This window comes from Pseudomonas sp. OF001 (assembly GCF_904426495.1).
Lineage (GTDB): Bacteria > Pseudomonadota > Gammaproteobacteria > Pseudomonadales > Pseudomonadaceae > Geopseudomonas.
Map to the genome: position 1 here is coordinate 1 of NZ_CAJGBM010000028.1, position 20,421 is coordinate 20,421.

Sequence of the window (20,421 nt, forward strand, 5' to 3'; positions counted from 1 at the left end):
GCATTCAATCGCTCATCGCCCAGGTTTGCCGTGCGCATCTCTTCCTCAGCCCAGCTCGCGGATGACATCCCTGTACTCCCTCGGAAAACCTAAGATGGTGACTGAACTTGTGTATAACGACGAGCGCGGAGCATGGGCACGATCGAGTGTGATCAACCGCCCAGCTCGGCCAGCCGCGCGAGGAAAGCCTCTTCGTCGAGCACCTTCACGCCCAGCTCGTTGGCCTTGGCCAGCTTGGAGCCGGCGCCGGGACCGGCGACCACGCAGTGGGTCTTGGCCGACACCGAACCGGCGACCTTGGCGCCGAGCGCCTCGAGCCGCGCCTTGCCCTCGTCGCGGCTCATGGCCTCGAGGGTGCCGGTGAGCACCCAGGTCTGCCCGGCCAGCGGCAGGCCGGCCACCACGGCCTTCGCGCTCTGCCAGTGCATGCCGAACGCGCGCAGCTGCGCCTCGATGGCACGGGCCCGCTCGACGCTGGCCGGCTCGGCGAAGAACGCGCGCAGGCCCTCGCGGGCCTTCTCGGTGAGGCCCTTGGCGGCCTTGAGGCTCAGCCAGTCCTGACTGAGGGCGATCACCCCTTCGAGGCTGTCGCCCGCAGCAGCGGCGAGGTTCTTCGCCCCGGTGGCGGCGATGCCCGGAATGTTCAGCCGGTCGATCAGCTCGGGGAGGGTCGCGCAGGCGGCGAACTCGGCGTGCAGCTCGCCCTCCTCCTCAAGCTCCACGCCGCACTCGAGCAGGCGGGCGATCACCGTGCGGTTGTGCTCATCCTCGAAGAAGCTGTGGATCTCGTGGGCCACTTCCAGGCCGACGTCCGGCAGCCAGGTCAGCACCTCGGGCAGCGCCACCTGGATGCGTGCCAGCGAGCCCAGGGCGCGCGCCAGCAGCTTGGCGGTTTCCTCGCCGACGTCGGGAATGCCGAGGGCGAAGATGAAGCGCGCCAGCGGCGGTCGCCGGCTGGCCTCGATGGCGGCCAGCAGGTTGCGGGTCGACAGTTCGGCGAAGCCTTCCAGCACCACCACCTGGTCGAAGGTCAGGGTGTAGAGGTCGGCCGGCGACTTCACCAGGCCGACGTCGACCAGTTGCTCGACGATCCGGTCGCCAAGGCCGTCGATGTCCATGGCGCGGCGCGAAACGAAGTGGATGATCGCCTGCTTGAGCTGCGCCTGGCAGCTCAGGCGGCCGACGCAGCGGTAGATCGAGCCCTCGCTGACCTGCGCCTTGCCCTTGCCGCGCCTGATCAGCCGGGTGCGCTCGACGTGCGAGCCGCACACCGGGCAATGCTCGGGAATGCTCACCGGCCGCGCGTCGGCCGGGCGACGCTCGGCGACCACCTGCACCACCTGAGGAATCACGTCGCCGGCGCGGCGGATGATCACGGTGTCGCCGATCATCAGCCCCAGGCGCGCCACCTCGTCCATGTTGTGCAGGGTGGCGTTGGACACCGTGACGCCGGCCACCTGCACCGGCTTGAGGCGCGCCACCGGAGTCACCGCACCGGTGCGGCCGACCTGGAACTCGACGTCGAGCAGCTCGGTCAGCTCCTCGCGGGCGGGGAACTTGTGGGCGATGGCCCAGCGTGGCTCGCGGGCGCGGAAACCCAGCTCGCGCTGCCAGTCGATGCGGTTGACCTTGAACACCACGCCGTCGATCTCGTAGGCCAGCGCGTCGCGCCTGTCGCCGATGGCCCGGTAGTAGGCCAGCGCCGCCTCGACGCCGCGCGCCAGTCTGAGCTCGCGGCTGATCGGCACCCCCCAGCCCCTGAGCGACTCGAGGACGCCGACCTGGGTGCCGGCCAACTCGCCTTCCACCTGGCCGACGCCATAGGCGCAGAACTCCAGCGGGCGGCTGGCGGTGATCTTCGGGTCGAGCTGGCGCAGGCTGCCGGCGGCGGCGTTGCGCGGGTTGGCGAAGGTCTTGCCGCCGCTCTCGATGGCGCGCGCGTTGAGCGCCTCGAAACCGGCACGCGACATGTACACCTCGCCGCGCACCTCCAGCACCCGCGGCCAGCCCGCGCCGTGCAGGCGCAGCGGGATGTTGCGCACGGTGCGCACGTTGGCGGTGATGTCCTCGCCGGTGCTGCCGTCGCCGCGGGTGGCGCCGCGCACCAGCACGCCGCCCTCGTAGCGCAGGCTGACCGCCAGGCCGTCGAGCTTGGGCTCGCAGGCGTACTCCACCTCGGCGCCGCCGCCGAACAGGTCGCCTGAAGGGTCGCCGGCCGGCAGCAGCTCGCCGAGGCCCTCGCGCACCCGGCGGTCGAAGTCGCGCAGGTCTTCCTCAGCGAAGGCGTTGCCCAGGCTGAGCATGGGAATCTCGTGACGCACCTGGCCGAACTCGGCCAGCGCCTGCCCGCCGACGCGCTGGGTCGGCGAGTCCGCCGTCACCAGTTCGGGATGCTCGATTTCCAGCGCCCTGAGTTCGTGGAACAGGCGATCATATTCGGCATCCGGGATGCTCGGCTGGTCGAGCACGTAGTAGCGGTGATTGTGCTCGTTGAGCTCGGCGCGCAGTTCGGCGATGCGCTGGGCGGCGGTAGTGGTCATGGCAGGGTTCCATAAAACGAAAAAAGCAGCCCTGCGCGGAACGCAGGGCTGCTTCTCAAGACACGAAGATCAACGCTTCATCAGCGCCCGGCGCTCGAACTCGACGATGCGCTGGCGGTAGTGCTCGATGGTCTGCGCGGTCATCACGCTGCGCTGCTCGTCCTTCAGCTCGCCGTCGAGCTCGTGGGACAGCTTGCGGGCGGCGGCGACCATCAGGTCGAAGGCCTGCTTGGGATGGCGCGGACCGGGCAGGCCGAGGAAGAAGCTGACCGCACGGGTGCTGAAGTGGTCGAGGTCCTCGAGGTCGAAGGTGCCCGGCTTGACGCCGTTGGCCATGGAGAACAGCACCTCGCCGTTGCCGGTCATGCTCTCGTGGCGATGGAAGATGTCCATGTCGCCGAAGCGCAGGCCGCTCTCGAGGATGCTCTGCACCAGCGCCGCGCCCTTGAAGCCGTTGGGGTCGCGGGCGACCACGTTGATTACCAGCACCTCGTCGAACGGCGGCAGCTCGCGCGGCTCGGCCTTGGCCGCCGGGGCCTTGTCGGCCGCCTTGCCGCTCTTCTCCAGCGGTTTATCCACGACCTTCTCGCCGGTCTTCTCGGCAGCCTTGTCGCGGCTCTTGTCCCGACCGCGCGGCGCCTCGCGCTCCTCGACCCGCACACCCGCCGGCTCGGCGGCGAGGCCCGGCTCGTCGAGATCGAGCTCCAGGTCGCCGGCCGAAGGCTCCTCGCGGCGCTGCGCGCGCGGGGCGGTGAGTTCCTCCTCGTCGAGCGAAGGCTCCTGGTGCTTGTTGACCACGCGAGAGGGGCCGAGCAGGCTCGGATCTTCCTCGTCGTCATCCGGCAGGCTGGCGACGCTGCGGTCGAGCTTGAGCTTCAGCCGTCCCTTGCTGCCGCGCATGCGGCGCCAGCCATCGAACAGGATACCGCCGATCACAATGATGCCGATGACGATCAGCCATTCGCGCAAACCGATGTCCATGAAAGACACAATCCCCTAATCAGAATCCGGGTAAATCAATTGCCTTGCAGCCATTCCAGTCGGTTGGAACCGTTTATATACCGGAGCGGCTTGTAATAGCCCATAAATTAACATGTCGACACAAACTATACACCGTTGCTCCTGTCAGGCTTCAGCCAATGCGACGGCCTCCTCGACATTTACCGCCACCAGACGCGAACAACCCGGCTCGTGCATGGTCACGCCCATCAATTGATCCGCCATTTCCATGGCGATCTTGTTATGGGTGATATAGATGAACTGCACCTTTTCCGACATTTCCTTGACGAGCCGCGCATAACGGCCAACGTTGGCGTCGTCCAGCGGCGCATCCACCTCGTCGAGCATGCAGAACGGCGCCGGATTGAGCTGGAAGATCGCGAATACCAGGGCCAGTGCGGTCAGCGCCTTCTCGCCGCCGGACAGCAGATGGATGGTGCTGTTCTTCTTGCCCGGCGGGCGCGCCATGATCGCCACCCCTGTATCGAGCAGATCCTCGCCGGTAAGCTCCAGATAGGCCTGACCGCCGCCGAACACCTTGGGGAACAGCGCCTGCAGGCCAGCGTTGATCTGCTCGAAGGTTTCCTTGAAGCGGTTGCGGGTTTCCTTGTCGATCTTGCGGATGACGTTTTCCAGGGTGTCCAGCGCCTCGACCAGGTCGTCGTTCTGCGCATCCAGATAGCGCTTGCGCTCGGACTGCTGCTGGTATTCCTCGATGGCAGCCAGGTTGATCGGCCCCAGGCGCTGGATACGCGCGGCCAGTTGCTCCAGCCGACTCTCCCACTCGCGCTCGGCGGCGGCCTCGGGTAGTTCGGCCAGCAGGGTCGACAGCTCGTGCCGGTCTTCGGCCAGCTGGTCCTCCAGCGCCTTGCGGCGCACGCTGAGGGTCTGCCAGTCGAGGCGCTGCTGCTCGAGCTGGCTGCGCAGCAGCTGGGCCTGCTGCTCGGCGCTGCCGCGACGCTTCTCGGCCTCGCGCAGCTCGCGGTCGGCGTCATCGAGGGCCAGGCGCGCCAGGCGCATTTCCTCGTCGACCGCCATGCGCCGCTCGAGCAGCCCCTCCAGCTGCATGCGCAATTCCTGCAGCGGCTCGTCGCCCTCCTCCAGGTTGAGAGCGAGCTGCTCGCAGCGCTCGAACAGGCGCGCCGCCTGCAGCTCGAGACGCTCCAGGGCCTGACGGGTGGAGTCGTGCTGGGCGCGCAGCGCGCCGAACCGCACCGCCAGCTGGTGGGCATGGTCCTTGTGCCGGCGCGCCTCCTGACGCATGCGGTCGAGCCCCTCGCGCAGGGCATCGCGGGCGGACAGCAGCTGTTCGCGCTGCTCGGTGTCGCTGGCCATGGCGTCCAGGGCGTCCTGCAGGTACAGGCGCGACTCGCCGAGCTGCTCCACTTCCAGGGCGCGCTGCTCGGCCAGCTCGGCCAGTTCCTCTTCCAGCCGCCGGCGGCGCAGGGCCAACTGCTCGTGGCGCGCCTGCAGCGCCGACAGCTGGGCGCGCAGCTCGCCCTGGCGGCGACCTTCGTCCTGGATGCGCCGGCGCTGCTGCTCGCGGGCCTGCTCCTGCGTCTGCTGCCGCTCGCGCAGCTCGAGCAGGCACTCCTCCAGCAGGGCCAGGGCGGCCTCGCGCTCCGCGCGCTCGCCGGCCAGGCGCTCCAGCTCCTGGCCGCGGGCCAGCAGGCCGCCGTCCGTCTCGCCGCCACGGCGCACCCGCAGGAAGTGTCGGCCGACCCAGTAGCCGTCACGGCTGATCAGGCTGTCGCCCTCGGCCAGCCCGTCGCGGGCCGCCAGCGCGGCCCCCAGCGACTCGACCGGGCGCACCCGGCCCAGCCAGGGGGAAAGGTCGAGCGGTGCCTGCACCTTGTCCAGCAGGCTGCCGGGCAGCGCTCCGCCGGCCGCGGCGCAGGCCAGGCGCAGTTCGCCCTGCTCGAATTCGTCCAGCGCCAGGCCGGCGAAGTCGTCGAGCAGCACCGCCTGCAGGTCGGCGCCGAGCACGGTCTCCACCGCCAGCTCCCAGCCGGGCTCGACGCGCAGGCCTTCGGCCAGGCGCGGCCGACCCTGCAGGTTCTGCTCGCGCAGCCAGGCGGCGGCGCCCGCGCCCGGGTCCAGCGCGGCCTGCTGCAACGCCTCCAGCGAGGCGAGGCGGCCGTTGAGGCGCTGCAGCTCGCCCTGCGCCTGCTGCTGCTCGCGCCCGGCCTGCTGCAGCTCGTCGCGCAGCTGCTGCAGGCGCTCGGCCAGTTGTTCGTCGCCGGCCTGCAGCTCCTCCAGCCCCAGCTCACCGGCCGCCAGCTGCTCGGCCAGCGCCTCCATGCGCGCATCGGCGGGATCGCCGGCCAGTTGGCGGCGCTCGTCCTCGAGACGGCGCTGGCGCTCGACCAGGCGCTCCAGGCTCTGCTCCAGCTGCTGGATGCGCGCCTGCTGCACCTCGGCCTGGCGGCGCGGCTCGGCGCTGCGCTGGTTGAAGGCGTCCCACTGCTCCTGCCAGGCGTGCATGGCGGCCTCCGCCTCCTCCAGCACGCAAGCGCCCTCCTCGGCGGCGGCCCGGGCCAACTCCTGCTCGGGCTCGAGCATCGCCAGCTCCTCGGCCAGGCTGGCCAGCAGGTCGCGGTCGTTGCCCAGGTGTGCCTTGGTTTCCGCGCGGGCACGCTCGGCCTCGCGCAGGTCGTCCTGCAGCTGGCGCAGGCGCTGCTGGCCGTGCTGGATGCTCTGCTCGATGCGCGCGATGTCGCCGCCCACCGAGTAGAAGCGCGCCTGCACCTGGTTGAAGGTTTCCGCCAGCTCGTGGTGACCGTCGCGCAGGCGCTCGATGCTGGCGTCGGCGTTGCGCTGCTCGGCGACCAGCGCCTCCATGGCCACTTCCTGGTCGCCGATCACGCTCTGCCGCGCCCGCGCCTGCTCGTCCAGCGCCAGCCAGCGCAGGGCCGCCAGCTCGGCCTTGAGCTGGCGCTCCTCGGCCTTGTACTGCTGGTACTTCTCGGCGGACTGGGCCTGGCGCTGCAGGCGCTCGAGCTGGCGCTCCAGCTCCTGGCGCAGGTCGGCCAGGCGCTCGAGATTCTCCTGGGTGCGGCGGATGCGACTCTCGGTCTCGCGGCGGCGCTCCTTGTACTTGGAGATGCCCGCCGCCTCCTCGATGAAGTTGCGCAGATCCTCCGGGCGCGCCTCGATCAGCTTGGAGATCATCCCCTGCTCGATGATCGAGTAGCTGCGCGGCCCCAGGCCGGTGCCGAGGAAGATGTCGGTGATGTCGCGCCGACGGCACTTGGTGCCGTTGAGGAAATAGGTGTTCTGCCCTTCGCGGGTCACCCGGCGGCGGATGGATATCTCGCTCCAGCTCGCGTACTCGCCGCCCAGGCTGCCGTCGCCGTTGTCGAACACCAGCTCGATGGACGCCTGCCCCACCGGCTTGCGGGTGTTGGAGCCGTTGAAGATGACGTCGGTCATCGACTCGCCGCGCAGGTTCTTCGCCGAGCTCTCGCCCATCACCCAGCGCACGGCGTCGATGATGTTGGACTTGCCGCAGCCGTTGGGACCGACCACCGCGGCCATGTTGCTGGGGAAGCTGACCGTGGTCGGGTCGACGAAGGACTTGAAGCCGGCCAGGCGGATGCACTTCAGGCGCATGGCGGGAGGCTCCGGACACGGCGGCCAGACGGGCGACGAAGAGGGGCGGACGGCGGAATCATGGGCGGGCGTCTGACCGGGGTTGCGCGGCGCGGCAGTCTAGCACAGGGGCCGGGCGGCTCAGGAGGGGCGCGGACGGAGCGCCGCCGACCTCGCGCGGATGTGTGCGCCACGGCACGCGGACAGGGCGCCGGGGACGCTGCTAATCTGGCGACAGACCAAGGAGCAGCCCATGTCCCTTCCCCCGCCGTCCGGCTGGCGCCACCGCCTGTACGTGATCATCTTCCAGGTCGACACCCCGGCCGGGAGGCGTTTCGACGAGTTCCTGCTGCTGGCCATCCTCGCCAGCCTGCTGGTGGTGATGCTGGACAGCGTGGAGTCGATCGGCAGCGAGCACGGCGCCCTGCTCGGCGTGCTGGAGTGGAGCTTCACCGCCCTGTTCGCCCTCGAGTACCTGGTCCGCCTGTACTGCTCGCCCCGGCCGCTGCGCTACGCCTTCAGCTTCTACGGGCTGATCGACCTGCTCGCCGTGCTGCCCGGCATCCTCGCCCTCGTCTTCGCCGACGCCCAGTTCCTGATCATCGTCCGCGTGCTGCGCATGCTGCGGGTGTTCCGCGTGCTCAAGCTGACGCCCTACCTCAGCCAGGCGAATTTCCTGCTGGTGGCGCTGCGGGGCAGCCGGCAGAAGATCATCGTGTTCCTGCTCACCGTCAGCACCCTGGTCATCGTGTTCGGCACCCTGATGTACGTGATCGAGGGGCCGGCCCACGGCTTCAGCAGCATCCCCACCAGCATCTACTGGGCGGTGGTGACCCTGACCACCGTCGGCTTCGGTGACATCACGCCGAAGACGCCGCTCGGCCAGAGCCTGGCCAGCCTGATCATGATCACCGGCTATTCGATCATCGCCGTGCCGACCGGCATCTTCACCGCCGAACTGGCCAACGCCATGCGCAGCGGCGAGGGCGGCCTGCAGCGGCCATGCCCGACCTGCGGCAAGCCCAGCCACGAGGCTGGCGCCAGCTTCTGCTGCCGCTGCGGTCACCCGCTGTTCCCTCGTGCGGACTGAGCCCCGGCGCCGCCCGCACAAGAAGGGCGCGGGGCCCGCAGGCCGCCGCGCCCGTTCCACCGCCGGAGCGCCTCAGCGTTCGCCGCGACTCTCGCCCCGCTCCTGCCACTGACGGCCGCCGTCGCGCTGACGCGCCGGCCCCATGCGCTGACCACCCGCGTCATCCGGCGACGAGGAGGACGGCGAAGCCATGCGCCGCTCATGGCGCTGCGAGCGCTGCTCGCCCACCTGCTGCTGGCGATGCTGTTCGCGTTGCTGCCACTGACGCTGCGGACGCTGCTGCCACTGGTGCTCCTGCTGGCGCTCGGGGCGCTGCGACTGCCACTGCCGCTGCGGGCGCGTCTCGATGCGCTGCTGCGGCCACTGGCGCTCCTGGCGGACGTCCAGACGCTGCTGCCACTGACGCTGCTGCTGTTGCAGTTCGCGCTGGCGGCGCCAGTCCCGCTCCCGCTCCTGCTCCTGTTGCCATGCGCGCAGGCGCTGCTCGCCCTCGCTCGGGTTGCGCCATTCGCGCTGCGGCGTGCCGGGGCCGTAGTAGCGGCCCTGGTCGCGGCGCTCCCACTGGCCGTCACCACGGTCGTCGTGGCGGCGGTTGTCGTAGTGGCGATTGTCGTAGTGGCGATTGTCGTAGTGGCGATTGTCGTAGCGCGGCTGCGAATGGTAGCGCTGCCCCAGCCGCGGCGGGACATGGCGATGCTCGATCACCCGCCACGGGCCGTTGAACTGCCGTCCCGACGACCAGTGGTTGTCGTTCCAGCGGTAGTAGGTGTGGTCATGGTAGTAGGTGCGCGGATAGCCCGTGCTCACATAGACGCGCAGGTCGTCGTCCCAGCGCCAGCGGCCATCGCGGGGCGGCGGGTAGTAGCCGCCATGGCGGGGATAGTCGCCATAGCGGGGATAGTCGTCGTAGCCGTAATCCCCCTCGACGACGGTGCAGGCCGTCAGCGGCAGGATCAGGGCCATCAGGATCCCCACGGCACAACGCCTCATTTGCTAGCCTCCACGGCAGGCGCGGGCCTGCTCGGACATTGGTCGACGCCCGGCGCGACAGTCGCAGCCGGGTCATCCTTCAGACAACGGGTCCGACCACTGGTTGCAGTGTCGCGAGCCGGCCAGGACGGCCGCAGGGAGCCTGGCCGCTCCGCCGAGGGGAGCGGCCGTGGCGGTCAGGGCTGCTCCGCCTTGTCGATTACCAGCGCCTGCTCGCCCGCCTCGAGGGTCTTGAGCACGCCGCTCTGGCCGATCCACTCGCCCTGCATCGGGCTGCCGGCACGGGAGATGCGCGCCACCAGCTGGATCTCGGCGAAGTTGGACAGCTTGAGCTGCGGCATCATCGCATCGGCATCGGAGAGGCTGACCTCCACCGGCAGGTCGGAGACCTTCAGGCGCTTGGCGGCCAGCGGCATCGGCGGACCGGAGGCGGCACGGGCGAAGACGAACAGCGTGTCGTCCGGCTGCACCTTGCCGGCCAGTTCCGGGGCCAGGCTGACCCGGACCTTGAGCTCCACCGCGGCCGGCGCGACCGGCGCCTCGGGCACCTTCTCGCCGCGGGCGACCAGCTGCTCGCGGGCGCGCTCGATGCCGCCCTCGATGGCCTGGCGCGACGGATCGTTCGGCTCCAGCACCGCCACCAGACGCTGCCAGTAGCCCATGGCGTCGCCATAGCGCTGCTCCTCGAAGGCGGCGATGCCGAGCAGGCCGAGGGTGGTGACCTCCTGCGGATCGAGCCTGAGTGCCTCCTCACCGAGGCTGCGCACCTGCTCGGTGAACTTCTGCCCCTCGGCGAAGTACAGCGCCTGCGCCCACTGGCCGAGCAGCTCCGGCTGGCGGCCGGCCAGTTCGGCGGCGCGGGCGAAGGCCGGGGCGGCGTCCCCGGGACGCTGCTGGGCCATGTAGCTGCGACCGAGGAAGTACCAGGCCTCGGCCTGGTCCGGCTGCAGGCGCACGGTTTCCTCGAGGCGCGCGATCACCTCGTCCATGTTCTTCGGCGCCACGGCCAGCTGTTCGCGCAGCTTCAGCGCATCGCTGGCGCCCCAGTGCAGGTACAGGGCGAGGCCGGCGACCGGCACCAGCACGGCCAGCGTCAGCGGCAGCCAGCGGCCCAGCGGGCGACGCGCCGCCTCGGCCTGCTCGGCGTCGTCCAGCAGCTCGCGGGCGGCCTCGCTGCGCCCGGCCTCCAGCTGGGCGGCATCCAGGCTGCCGGCGGCATGCTGGGCGTCCAGCTCGGCGATGCGCTCCTGATACAGGGCGACGTTGAGGGCGGTGCGGTCTTCCTCGGCCTGGGCGCGGCGGCCGCGCAGCAGCGGAATCAGCAGGAAGGCGAGCGCTGCCAGCAGCAGCACCGCGGCAGCAAGCCAGAAAGCGGTCATTGGTCAGCCTTGCTCTTGTCGGAAGCGTTCTTCAGCAGTTGGTCGAGGCGCGTGCGCTCCTCGGCGGAGAGGTCGGCGCCCTGGCCGGATGCCGCGGGACGGCGGCGACGCAGGACGATCAGCGCCAGCACGCCGAGACCGCCGCCGAGCAGCAGCCACGGGCCGTACCAGAGCAGCCAGGTACGCGCATCGACCGGCGGGTTGTAGCGCACGAAGTCGCCGTAGCGGGCCACCAGGAAGTCGACGATCTCCTGGTTGCTCTTGCCTTCGCCGAGCATGCGGTGGATCTCGCGGCGCAGGTCCATGGCGATCGGCGCGTCGGAGTCGGCGATGTTCTGGTTCTGGCACTTCGGGCAGCGCAGCTCCTCGGTGAGGGTGCGGTAGCGCTCGCGCGCCGCCTCGTCCTTGAACTCGTAGGTGTCGATGGCCGCCTGGGCGCCCAGCGACAGGGTCAGGCCCAGCAGGGCTGCGGAGAGCAGTCGTTTCATCAGCGCGCGTCCACCAGTTGCTGGTACAGCGGAGCCAGCTGTTCGCGCCAGACGCGCTCGTCGATGGCGCCGACGTACTTGTGACGGATGATGCCGTCCTTGTCGATCAGGAAGGTTTCCGGCGCGCCGTAGACCCCGAGGTTGATGCCCAGGCTGCCCTGCGGGTCCTCGACGTTGAGGCGGTAGGGGTTGCCCAGATCGTTGAGCCACTTGCGCGCCGCCTCGCCGTTGTCCTTGTAGTTGACGCCGTAGACCACCACGCCCTGCCCGGCCAGCTGGTTGAGCATCGCGTGCTCGGCGCGGCAGGTCGGGCACCAGGTCGCCCAGACGTTGACCAGCGCCGGCCCCTTGAGGTCGCCGGAGCTGACGGTGCGCGCCGGGTCTTCCAGCGACGGCAGGGCGAAGCCGGGCAGCGGCTTGCCGATCATGGTCGTGCCGATGTCGCGCGGATCGAGGAACAGGCCCTTGTAGAGGAAACCGGCCAGCACCAGGAAACCGAGCAGCGGCAGCAGCAGGATTGCCCGTTTCATGCTTGCACTCCAGTCATGCCCAGCGCCTCGCGGGCCTTGGTGGTCACCTTGACCCGGTAGCGACGGTCGAGCGCGGCGAGCAGGCCGCCGCAGGCCATCAGCAGGCCGCCCAGCCAGATCCAGCGCACGAACGGCTTGACGTGCAGGCGCACGGCCCAGGCGCCGTTCTCCAGCGGCTCGCCGAGGGCGACGTAGAGGTCGCGGGTGAAGCCCGGATCGATGCCGGCCTCGGTCATCGGCATGCCGCGCACCTGGTAGATACGCTTCTCCGGATGCAGCACGGCGATCTCCTCGCCATCCTCCAGCACGCGCACGGTGCCGCGATCGGAGGTGAAGTTGGGGCCTTCGTGGTGACGGGTACCGTCGAAGGCGAAGCGGTAGCCACCGACTTCCACCGACTCGCCGGGCGCCATGCGCAGGTCACGCTCGACGTTGTACTGGCTGGACAGCACGATGCCGAGGGCGGTCACCGCGATGCCGAAGTGCGCCAGCTGCATGCCCCAGTAGCTGCGCGACAGGCCGGCGATGCCCTTGACCAGCCCCTTGTGGCGGGTCTTGTCGAGCAGGTCGCGCAGCCCGGCGAGCACCACCCAGGCGGCCAGCAGACAGGCGGCCAGCACCGCCCAGTGGAAGTCTCCGAGCAGGAAGGCGGCAGCGACGCCCAGCACGCCGCTGGCGACCAACACCGGCAGCAGCATGCCGCCCAGCCAGCCCAGCGGGGTGTCCTTCCAGCGCACCAGCACGCCGACGCCCAGGGCGACCATGAGGATGGCCATCAGCGGCAGGAACAGCGCGTTGAAGTACGGCGGGCCGACCGACAGCTTGGCGCCGGACAGGGCGTCGAGCACCAGCGGATAGAGGGTGCCGAGCAGGATCATGGCGCAGGTCACCACCAGGATCAGGTTGTTGGCCAGCAGCAGGGTCTCGCGCGACCACAGGCCGAAGCCGATGACGCTCTTGACCACCGGCGCGCGCAGGGCGAACAGGGTCAGCGAGCTGCCGACCACGAACAGCAGGAAGATCAGGATGAAGGTGCCGCGCTCGGGATCGGCGGCGAAGGCGTGCACCGAGGTCAGCACGCCGGAGCGCACCAGGAAGGTACCGAGCAGGCTCAGCGAGAAGGCGGCGATGGCCAGCAGCACCGTCCAGCTCTTGAACACGCCGCGCTTCTCGGTCACCGCCAGCGAGTGCAGCAGCGCGGTGCCGACCAGCCAGGGCATGAACGAGGCATTCTCCACCGGGTCCCAGAACCACCAGCCGCCCCAGCCCAGCTCGTAGTAGGCCCACCAGGAGCCGAGCACGATGCCGATGCTGAGGAAGGCCCAGGCGACTATGGTCCACGGCCGCGACCAGCGCGCCCAGGCGGCGTCGAGGCGGCCGCCGAGCAGGGCGGCGATGGCGAAGGCGAACACCACCGAGAAACCGACGTAGCCCATGTACAGCATCGGCGGGTGGACGATCAGGCCGAAGTCCTGCAGCAGCGGGTTGAGGTCGCCGCCGTCGCGCGGCGCGTTGGGCAGCAGGCGCGCGAAGGGGTTGGAGGTGACGATCAAAAACAGCAGGAAGCCGACGCTGATCATCCCCATCACGCCGAGCACGCGGGCCAGCATCACCTCCGGCAGCTGGCGGGAGAACACCGACACGGCGAAGGTCCAGCTGGCGAGGATCAGCGCCCACAGCAGCAGCGAGCCCTCGTGGGCGCCCCACACCGCGCTGAACTTGTAGAACCAGGGCAGCGCGCTGTTGGAGTTGCTGGCCACGTAGGCCACCGAGAAGTCGTCGACCAGGAACGCCTGGGTCAGGCACAGGAAGGAGAACAGCAGGAAGGCGAACTGGCCCCAGGCCGCCGGGCGGGCCAGGCTCATCCACTGCGCGTCGCCGCGCCAGGCGCCGATCATCGGCAGGGTCGCCTGCACCGCGGCCAGGCACAGGGCGAGGATCATGGCCAGATGGCCGAGCTCGGGAATCATTGCTTGCCCTCCGCGCTACCCATGGCCGCCGGCGGCATGCCGGCCGGCAGCTTGCCGCTGTCCTTGAGCGCCTTGGTCACCTCGGGCGGCATGTAGTTCTCATCGTGCTTGGCCAGCACCTCGTCGGCGACCAGCACGCCGCTCGCGTTGAGGCGGCCGAGGGCGACTATGCCCTGCCCCTCGCGGAACAGGTCGGGAAGGATGCCGCGGTACTGGATGGTCACGTCCTTGGCATAGTCGGTGACCACGAACTGCACGTCCAGCGAGTCGGCCGAGCGGCTCACCGAGCCCTCCTTGACCATGCCGCCGGCGCGGATGCGGGTGTCCTGCGGCGCCTCGCCGGCGGCGATCTGCGTCGGCGTGTAGAACAGGTTGATGTTCTGCTGCAGGGCGCTGAGCGCCAGGCCGACGGCCACGCCGACGCCGGCGAGGATGCCGAGGATGATGAACAGGCGCTTCTTGCGGACAGGATTCATTGCTTGCTCTCCCGGCGCAGACGGCGCGCCTCGTCTTGCAGGTAACGCCGGCGCGCCAGGATCGGCAGCGCGACGTTGAGGGCCAGGACCGCCAGGCTGATGCCATAGGAAGTCCACACGTACAGGCCATGCTTGCCCATGGCGAGGAAATCGGCGAAGGACTCGAAACTCACAGGCTGCGCTCCACTTCGGCTTTGACCCAACTGGCCCGCGACTCGCGCTTGAGCACCTCGAGGCGCATGCGCAGCAGCAGGCTGACGGCGAAGAAGCAGTAGAAGCCGATGACCATGATCAGCAGCGGCACCCACATCTCCGGCGGCATCGCCGGCTTCTCGGTGATCTTGAAGGTCGCCGGCTGGTGCAGGGTGTTCCACCACTCCACCGAGTACTTGATGATCGGGATGTTGATCACGCCGACGATGGCCAGCACGGCGCAGGCCTTGGCCGCACTGTCGCGGTTGCTGATCGACTGGCCGAGGGCGATCACCCCGAAGTAGAGGAACAGCAGGATCAGCATCGAGGTCAGGCGCGCGTCCCACACCCACCAGGCGCCCCAGGTCGGCTTGCCCCACACCGCGCCGGTGACCAGGGCGATGAAGGTCATCCAGGCGCCGAGCGGCGCGGCGCACTGCAGGGCGACGTCGGCCAGCTTCATCTTCCACACCAGGCCGACCACCCCGGCCACCGCCAGCATGATGTAGCAGGACTGGGCGAGGATCGCCGCCGGCACGTGGATGTAGATGATCCGGAAGCTGTTGCCCTGCTGGTAGTCCGGCGGCGCGAAGGCCAGCCCCCACACGGTGCCGACGGCGAGCAGCAGCGCCGCGGCCACGCTCAGCCAGGGCAGCCAGCGGCCGCTGATCTCGTAGAACCATTTGGGCGAGCCAAGCTTGTGAAACCACGTCCAGTTCATCGAAGGATGCTCACTTCTTATTCGCCGACACTGATGTTCAGGCCGGCGGCGATGGCGAAGGGGGTCAGGGTCACCGCCAGGGCGGTGAGGCTGGCCAGCCACAGCAGGTGGCCGGCCGACGGCAGGCCCTGCAGGGCCGACTGCAGGGCGCCGCTGCCGAGGATCAGCACCGGGATGTACAGCGGCAGGATCAGCAGCGCCAGCAGCAGGCCGCCGCGCTTGAGCCCCACGGTCAGCGCCGCGCCGACCGCGCCGAGCAGGCTGAGGATCGGCGTGCCGAGCAGCAGGGAGAGCAGCAGCACCGGCAGGCAGCGCGCCGGCAGGCCGAGCATCAGCGCCAGCAGCGGCGCCAGCAGGACCAGCGCCAGGCCGGAAAACAGCCAGTGTGCCAGCACCTTGGCCAGCACCAGAAGGGGCAGCGGGTGCGGCGAAAGGACCCACTGTTCCAGCGAGCCGTCCTCGAAGTCGCTGCGGAACAGGCCGTCCAGCGACAGCAGCACGGCGAGCAGCGCGGCGACCCACACCAGACCGGGCGACAGGGTTTCCAGCAGCTTGCTCTCCGGTCCGACGGCCAGCGGGAACAGCGCCACCACGATGCCGAAGAACACCAGCGGGTTGAGCAGCTCGGCCGGGCGGCGGCACAGCAGGCGCGCCTCGCGCACCAGCAGCTGGGTGAACACGTTACTCATCGGCGACGCTTCCTGCGCGGGCGAGGTCCAGCTCGCGGTAGCCGGCCGGCTTGCGGGTCAGGCTGTGGTGGGTGGTCAGCAGCACCATGCCGCCCTGCTCGCAGTGGCGGGCCAGATGCGCCTCGAGCTGGGCCACGGCGTGCTTGTCGAGGGCGGTGAAGGGCTCGTCGAGGACCCACAGCGGCGGCGGATCGAGGTACAGGCGGGCCAGGGCGACGCGGCGCTGCTGGCCGGCGGACAGGGTGTGGCAGGGCACGTCCTCGAAGCCGCGCAGGCCGACCGCGTGCAGCGCCTGCCAGATGGCGTCGCGGGTCTCCATGGTGTGCAGGGCGCACAGCCAGGCGAGGTTCTCCTCGGGGCTGAGCAGGCCCTTGATGCCGGCGGCATGGCCGATCCACAGCAGGTTGCGGGTCAGCTCGCCGCGCTGTTCGCTCAGCGGCTTGCCGGCCAGGCGGATCTCGCCCTCGGTCGGCTGCATCAGCCCGGCCAGCAGGCGCAGCAGGCTGGTCTTGCCGCTGCCGTTGGGGCCGGAAATCTGCAGCATTTCGCCGGGATGCAGGGCGAAGTCGAGCCGCTCGAACAGCATGCGCAGGTCCCGCTCGCAGGCGAGCGCAACGGCTTCGAGGAAGGGACTGGTCACTGCATGGCTACCCGTCGGCAGAGCGATCGAAAACGTCGGCCGGGACTAGTCCCGGCCAGGTCGGGCGGCATTATACATATGCCCCCGAAGGGCCGTGGATCGTATTTTCGACAGCTTATGACCGGCTTAAGGAGGAGATGCGACCGGCTGTCGCAGCCCCGACTTCAAGGCCGGGGCTGACGCCCCTGCCCCTGCGCCGCGACCAGCCGCTCGACGAAGAACTCCAGATGGCCGCGCGGATTGGCCGGCAACGGCCAGCCGTCGATCTTTTCCGCCAGCGCCGTGTAGGCCTGGGCGGCACGGCTGCGCGGGAACACCTCGAGCAGCGGACGCTGGCGCTGCACCGCCCGGCGCAGCGAGTCGTCGAAGGGAATGGCGCCGACATAGTCGAGCGACACCCCGCCCAGCGGCTCGGTGAGACGCAGCAGCTGCTGGTGCAGGGCCGGCCCTTCCTGGGCGGCGAAGGTCATGCTGGCCAGCAGGCGGAAACGGTTCATGCCGTGCTCGCGGTTCAGCCGGGTGATCAGCGCCAGGACATCGGCACGGGCGGCCGGCTCGTCGTTGACCACCAGCAGCGCCTCGCTGGCAGCATGCAGCAGGGTGGTCACGCCGCGGCCGATGCCCGGCGCACAGTCGACCAGCAGCACGTCCGGCGCGCGCGGCAGCTCGCTGAAGGCGCGGATCAGCCCGCCCAGCTGCAGGGCGTCCGGCTCGCGGGGTTCGCCCGGCGAACCGGCGATCAGCTGGATGCCGCCCGGTCCGCCGACCAGCGCATCGGCCAGGCGGCAGCGCCCGGCCAGCACGTCGGCGAGGGTGCGCGGCGGATTCAGGGCCAGGGCCGCATCGACGTTGGGCAGGGCGAAGCTGGCGTCGAGCAGCAGCACCCGCCGGCCGCGGGCGGCCAGCGCCCAGGCCAGGTTGATCGCCGCCTGGGTCTTGCCGACGCCGCCCTTGCCGCTGGCGACCGCGATCACCTGTACCGGCGCGACGGCGCTCGGCTGCGCGCGCAGCGACGCGATGTGCGGGCTCACAGCTCGCCCCCTTCCTCGTCGTCGCGCCGGCCCATGCCGTACTTGCGCATCTTCTCCACCAGGGTGGTGCGGCGCACGCGCAGGCGCTCGGCGGCGCGCGCCACCACCCCGCCGGCATCGTCCAGCGCCTGCTGGATCAGCGAGCGCTCCAGGCTGTTGAGATAGTCCTTGAGGTCCAGGCCACCGATCGGCAGCAGCGCCGGGGCGTCGATGCCCGGCAGGGCGCCGCCCGGCTCGCGCTGCGGGCCCTCCTCGGCCTGACCTTCCTCGCCGTCGAGGTGGCGAAACTTCTTCGGCAGCTCGGCGACGCCGATCACCCCGTAGGGATGCATGATCGCCAGGCGCTCGACCAGGTTGGCCAGCTCGCGCACGTTGCCGCGCCAGTCGTGGCGGCACAGCGACATCAGCGCCGCCGAACTGAAGCGGATCGAGCCGCGCTTCTCGTGCTCCATGCGCGCGATCAGTTCGTTGATCAGCAGCGGGATGTCCTCGACCCGCTCGCGCAGCGGCGGCAGCTCGATGGAGAACTGGTTGAGGCGGTAGTAGAGATCGTCGCGCAGCCGCCCCTCGGCCACCCGCTGCTCGAGGTCGTGGCGGGTGGCGGCGATCACCCGCACGTCGACCGGCCGCGCCAGGTCGCTGCCCGTGCGCTTGAAGCTGCCCTCCTGCAGCACGCGCAGCAGGCGCACCTGCAGCTCGGCCGGCAGGTCGGCGATCTCATCGATGTACAGGGTGCCGCCGGCGGCCAGTTCCAGGCGGCCCTGGCGGCTGCCGATGGCGCCGGGCAGCGCGCCGGCCTCGCAGCCGAACAGCTCGCTTTCCAGCAGCTCCGGATCGATGGCCGTGCAGCTGATCGGCACGAAGGGAAACTCGCGACGGCTGGAATGGTAGTGCAGGTTGCGCGCCACCACTTCCTTGCCGCTGCCGGGCTCGCCGAGCAGCAGCACGCCGACCTCGGTGCCGGCGACCTGCTGCATCTGCTGGCGTACCTGCTGGATCGCCCGGCTGGTGCCGACCAGGCTGCGGAACAGGTTGGACTCGCGCTGCTGACCGCGCTCGCGGGCGGCGTCGAAGGCCTGCTGGTAGACTTGGGCGCGGTGCAGGGCGTCGAGCAGCTGGTTGTAGCTCGGCGGCATGTCGAGACGCGCCAGCACGCGGCGGCGCAGCTCCTCCGGCCAGTCGGCGCAGCTCTGCTCGCCGAACAGCAGCAGCGGCAGATTATCCACCCGGGCGCCGAGCTGCTTGAGCAGGCGCGGGGCGCCGCCCTTGCTGTCGATCTGACCGAGCAGCACGCAGGACAGACGCACATCCGGCTGCGCTTCGAGCTGGACGGCCCAGTCGCTGCTGGTGCAAGCGCTGCAGGGCTCGCAGAGGAAGTCGAAGATCACCGCCAGATCATGGCGGCGTTGGGGGAGGTCGTCGATCAGCAGGATTCGGGATTCACGCCACATGATTGCTCGGCTGGGGAGGCAGAAAGGGGCCACGGGGACGAAAACGAAGCGCCCCGCCGGTGCTGGCACCGGAAAATTGCACGCAGTAAAGCCAAAAGACTGACGCCAGTCAATTTTATGTGGCGTTTTCCCATCACCCCGAGGCTGCGAGCCGCTAGCTAGCCGCCTCGCGCTGCGTCGACATTCCGTCATCCCCCTTGCCCGCCGACTCTCCGGTGGCGGCATCCCCGGCGGCCGTATCCACGGCGGCCGTATCCACAGCGGCCGTATCCACGTCGGTTGCATCCTCCTGCTCCGGCGGGCTGCCGGCGCCGGCGGCCCCGCCCTGCATCTGCTCCTGCACCACCGCCTCGTCGACGCGCGGGTCGAGCGCCACCGACAGCGGCGAGCCGGCCATCGCCACCGGCACGGCGACGTGCTGGATCGGCGCCTCCTCGACACGGTGCAGGCCATGCACATCCTGCGGTCGCACCCGCCAGACCAGCACCAGCGCGCAGGCGCCGATGAACAGGTAGAGCAGCCGGGGCACGCCACGGCTCATCAGCTCGCCGGCGATCAGCGGGCCGAGGCAGGCGCCGACACCGAACACCAGCAGCAGCATGGCCGACAGGGCGACGCGGCGCTCCTGCTCGACGTGATCGTTGGACAGCGCCACCGCCAGCGGATAGAGGGCGAACAGCAGCAGGCTGACCACGAAGCCCACCGCCAGCATCAGCGCCAGCGGCGGACGCGGCAGCAGGCCCAGCGGCAGCACGCTGAGCGCCAGGGCGACGGCGATCAGACGGATCAGCAGGCTGCGGTCGAAGCGGTCGGACAGGCGGCCGAGCGGCGCCTGCACCACCAGCCCGGCGAGCACGCAGGTGGTCATGAACAGGCCGACCTCGCGGGTTTCCAGGCCCTGCGCGCCGGCGTAGACCGGCCCCAGGCCGTAGAAGGCGCCGATCGCCAGGCCGGCCATGGCCACCGTGGTCATCGACTGCGGCACCCGCTTGAGGAAGAAGCGCGGCTCCAGCGGCGCCGGCTTGAGCGGCGCCGGGTGGATGCGCCGGGTGGTGGCCACCGGCACCAGGCACAGCGAGAAGCACAGCGCCACCAGCAGCAGCGGCTCGAGGCCCAGCGCCGGGCGCACCACCAGCACCAGCTGACCGAGCACCAGGCCGAGGTAGCTGGCGGTCATGTACATGGAGAACACCCGGCCGCGCTTGCGCGGTTCGGCCTGCTCGTTGAGCCAGCTTTCCACCACCATGAACTGGGTCATCATGCCCAGGCCGATCAGGAAGCGCAGCGGCAGCCAGGCGGCCAGCCAGGGCAGCAGGCCATGGGCGATCACCGCGGCGCTGACCATGCCGCCGGCCGCCACATAGGCGCGCACATGGCCGACCCGGCTGATCATCAGGTGACCGAACTTGCCGCCCAGCACCAGGCCGGCATAGTGCGCCGCCATCAGCCAGCCGGCCTGGCCGGCGGCGCCCTCGGCGGCCATGCGCAGGGCCAGGTAGGTGGTCAGCAGGCCCGAGCCGAGCAGCATCAGCAGGGTCGCGGTGAACAGCGAGGGGAAGGCGAAAATCGAGCGGGGCATGCATCCTCCGGGGGTTGGCCGGCGCGCCGGCGGGCGGCGGGCGGGATCGGCAGCAGCGCCGCCCC

Annotated in this window: 17 protein-coding genes; 1 reads left to right on the forward strand and 16 read right to left on the reverse strand. The window is 70.1% G+C overall.

The window, feature by feature from the left end:
• Window positions 1-152: 152 nt before the first annotated feature.
• The 3 genes from ligA to smc form a co-directional block, all read right to left on the reverse strand.
• Window positions 153-2,540: an NAD-dependent DNA ligase LigA gene (gene ligA / locus RA210_RS15440; protein WP_201487207.1), complete on the reverse strand. Its 2,388-nt coding sequence runs from the start codon at window positions 2,538-2,540 to the stop codon at window positions 153-155.
• Window positions 2,541-2,609: 69 nt separating this feature from the next.
• A complete protein-coding gene (gene zipA / locus RA210_RS15445; protein ID WP_201487208.1) occupies window positions 2,610-3,521 on the reverse strand; it encodes a cell division protein ZipA in 912 nt (303 codons plus the stop codon).
• 144 nt (window positions 3,522-3,665) lie between these two features.
• Window positions 3,666-7,151: a chromosome segregation protein SMC gene (gene smc, locus RA210_RS15450; protein WP_201487209.1), complete on the reverse strand. Its 3,486-nt coding sequence runs from the start codon at window positions 7,149-7,151 to the stop codon at window positions 3,666-3,668.
• Between the two features lie 232 nt (window positions 7,152-7,383).
• Between smc and RA210_RS15455 the strand changes: the two genes are divergently transcribed.
• Complete coding sequence (locus tag RA210_RS15455) at window positions 7,384-8,220, forward strand: ion transporter (RefSeq protein ID WP_201487210.1); 837 nt, start codon at window positions 7,384-7,386, stop codon at window positions 8,218-8,220.
• A gap of 72 nt (window positions 8,221-8,292) precedes the next feature.
• On the opposite strand, the gene RA210_RS15460 is transcribed toward RA210_RS15455, so the two are convergent.
• The 13 genes from RA210_RS15460 to RA210_RS15520 all read right to left on the reverse strand — a co-directional run bounded on the left by RA210_RS15460 (window position 8,293) and on the right by RA210_RS15520 (window position 20,356).
• Window positions 8,293-9,183: a hypothetical protein gene (locus RA210_RS15460; protein ID WP_201487211.1), complete on the reverse strand. Its 891-nt coding sequence runs from the start codon at window positions 9,181-9,183 to the stop codon at window positions 8,293-8,295.
• 203 nt (window positions 9,184-9,386) lie between these two features.
• Window positions 9,387-10,589, reverse strand: coding sequence for a c-type cytochrome biogenesis protein CcmI (gene ccmI, locus RA210_RS15465; protein WP_136487979.1), 1,203 nt, complete (start codon window positions 10,587-10,589; stop codon window positions 9,387-9,389).
• Complete coding sequence (locus tag RA210_RS15470) at window positions 10,586-11,077, reverse strand: cytochrome c-type biogenesis protein (RefSeq protein ID WP_136487978.1); 492 nt, start codon at window positions 11,075-11,077, stop codon at window positions 10,586-10,588. Before RA210_RS15470 ends, ccmI begins: the two co-directional genes overlap by 4 nt.
• On the reverse strand, window positions 11,077-11,607 hold the full coding sequence (locus tag RA210_RS15475) for a DsbE family thiol:disulfide interchange protein (protein WP_136487977.1): 531 nt from the start codon (window positions 11,605-11,607) through the stop codon (window positions 11,077-11,079). The genes RA210_RS15470 and RA210_RS15475 overlap by 1 nt, the downstream gene beginning before the upstream one ends.
• Window positions 11,604-13,577 (reverse strand): heme lyase CcmF/NrfE family subunit, encoded by a 1,974-nt coding sequence (locus RA210_RS15480; RefSeq protein WP_136487976.1) that lies wholly within the window; start codon window positions 13,575-13,577, stop codon window positions 11,604-11,606. The genes RA210_RS15475 and RA210_RS15480 overlap by 4 nt, the downstream gene beginning before the upstream one ends.
• Window positions 13,574-14,053: a cytochrome c maturation protein CcmE gene (ccmE, locus tag RA210_RS15485; protein WP_136487975.1), complete on the reverse strand. Its 480-nt coding sequence runs from the start codon at window positions 14,051-14,053 to the stop codon at window positions 13,574-13,576. The genes RA210_RS15480 and ccmE overlap by 4 nt, the downstream gene beginning before the upstream one ends.
• Entirely contained in the window at window positions 14,050-14,226 is a 177-nt protein-coding gene (gene ccmD, locus RA210_RS15490; RefSeq protein ID WP_090347346.1) for a heme exporter protein CcmD, read from the reverse strand. Before ccmD ends, ccmE begins: the two co-directional genes overlap by 4 nt.
• A complete protein-coding gene (locus RA210_RS15495) occupies window positions 14,223-14,966 on the reverse strand; it encodes a heme ABC transporter permease (RefSeq protein ID WP_201487212.1) in 744 nt (247 codons plus the stop codon). The genes ccmD and RA210_RS15495 overlap by 4 nt, the downstream gene beginning before the upstream one ends.
• 17 nt (window positions 14,967-14,983) lie before the next feature.
• Complete coding sequence (gene ccmB, locus RA210_RS15500; protein ID WP_136487973.1) at window positions 14,984-15,655, reverse strand: heme exporter protein CcmB; 672 nt, start codon at window positions 15,653-15,655, stop codon at window positions 14,984-14,986.
• A complete protein-coding gene (gene ccmA / locus RA210_RS15505) occupies window positions 15,648-16,241 on the reverse strand; it encodes a cytochrome c biogenesis heme-transporting ATPase CcmA (protein ID WP_236574773.1) in 594 nt (197 codons plus the stop codon). Before ccmA ends, ccmB begins: the two co-directional genes overlap by 8 nt.
• A 218-nt stretch (window positions 16,242-16,459) precedes the next feature.
• Window positions 16,460-17,326: a P-loop NTPase gene (locus RA210_RS15510; RefSeq protein WP_236574771.1), complete on the reverse strand. Its 867-nt coding sequence runs from the start codon at window positions 17,324-17,326 to the stop codon at window positions 16,460-16,462.
• Window positions 17,323-18,777 (reverse strand): sigma-54-dependent transcriptional regulator, encoded by a 1,455-nt coding sequence (locus tag RA210_RS15515; RefSeq protein ID WP_201487214.1) that lies wholly within the window; start codon window positions 18,775-18,777, stop codon window positions 17,323-17,325. Before RA210_RS15515 ends, RA210_RS15510 begins: the two co-directional genes overlap by 4 nt.
• Before the next feature lie 154 nt (window positions 18,778-18,931).
• Window positions 18,932-20,356, reverse strand: a complete 1,425-nt coding sequence (locus RA210_RS15520) for an MFS transporter (RefSeq protein ID WP_201487215.1) — start codon at window positions 20,354-20,356, stop codon at window positions 18,932-18,934.
• Window positions 20,357-20,421 lie beyond the last annotated feature (65 nt).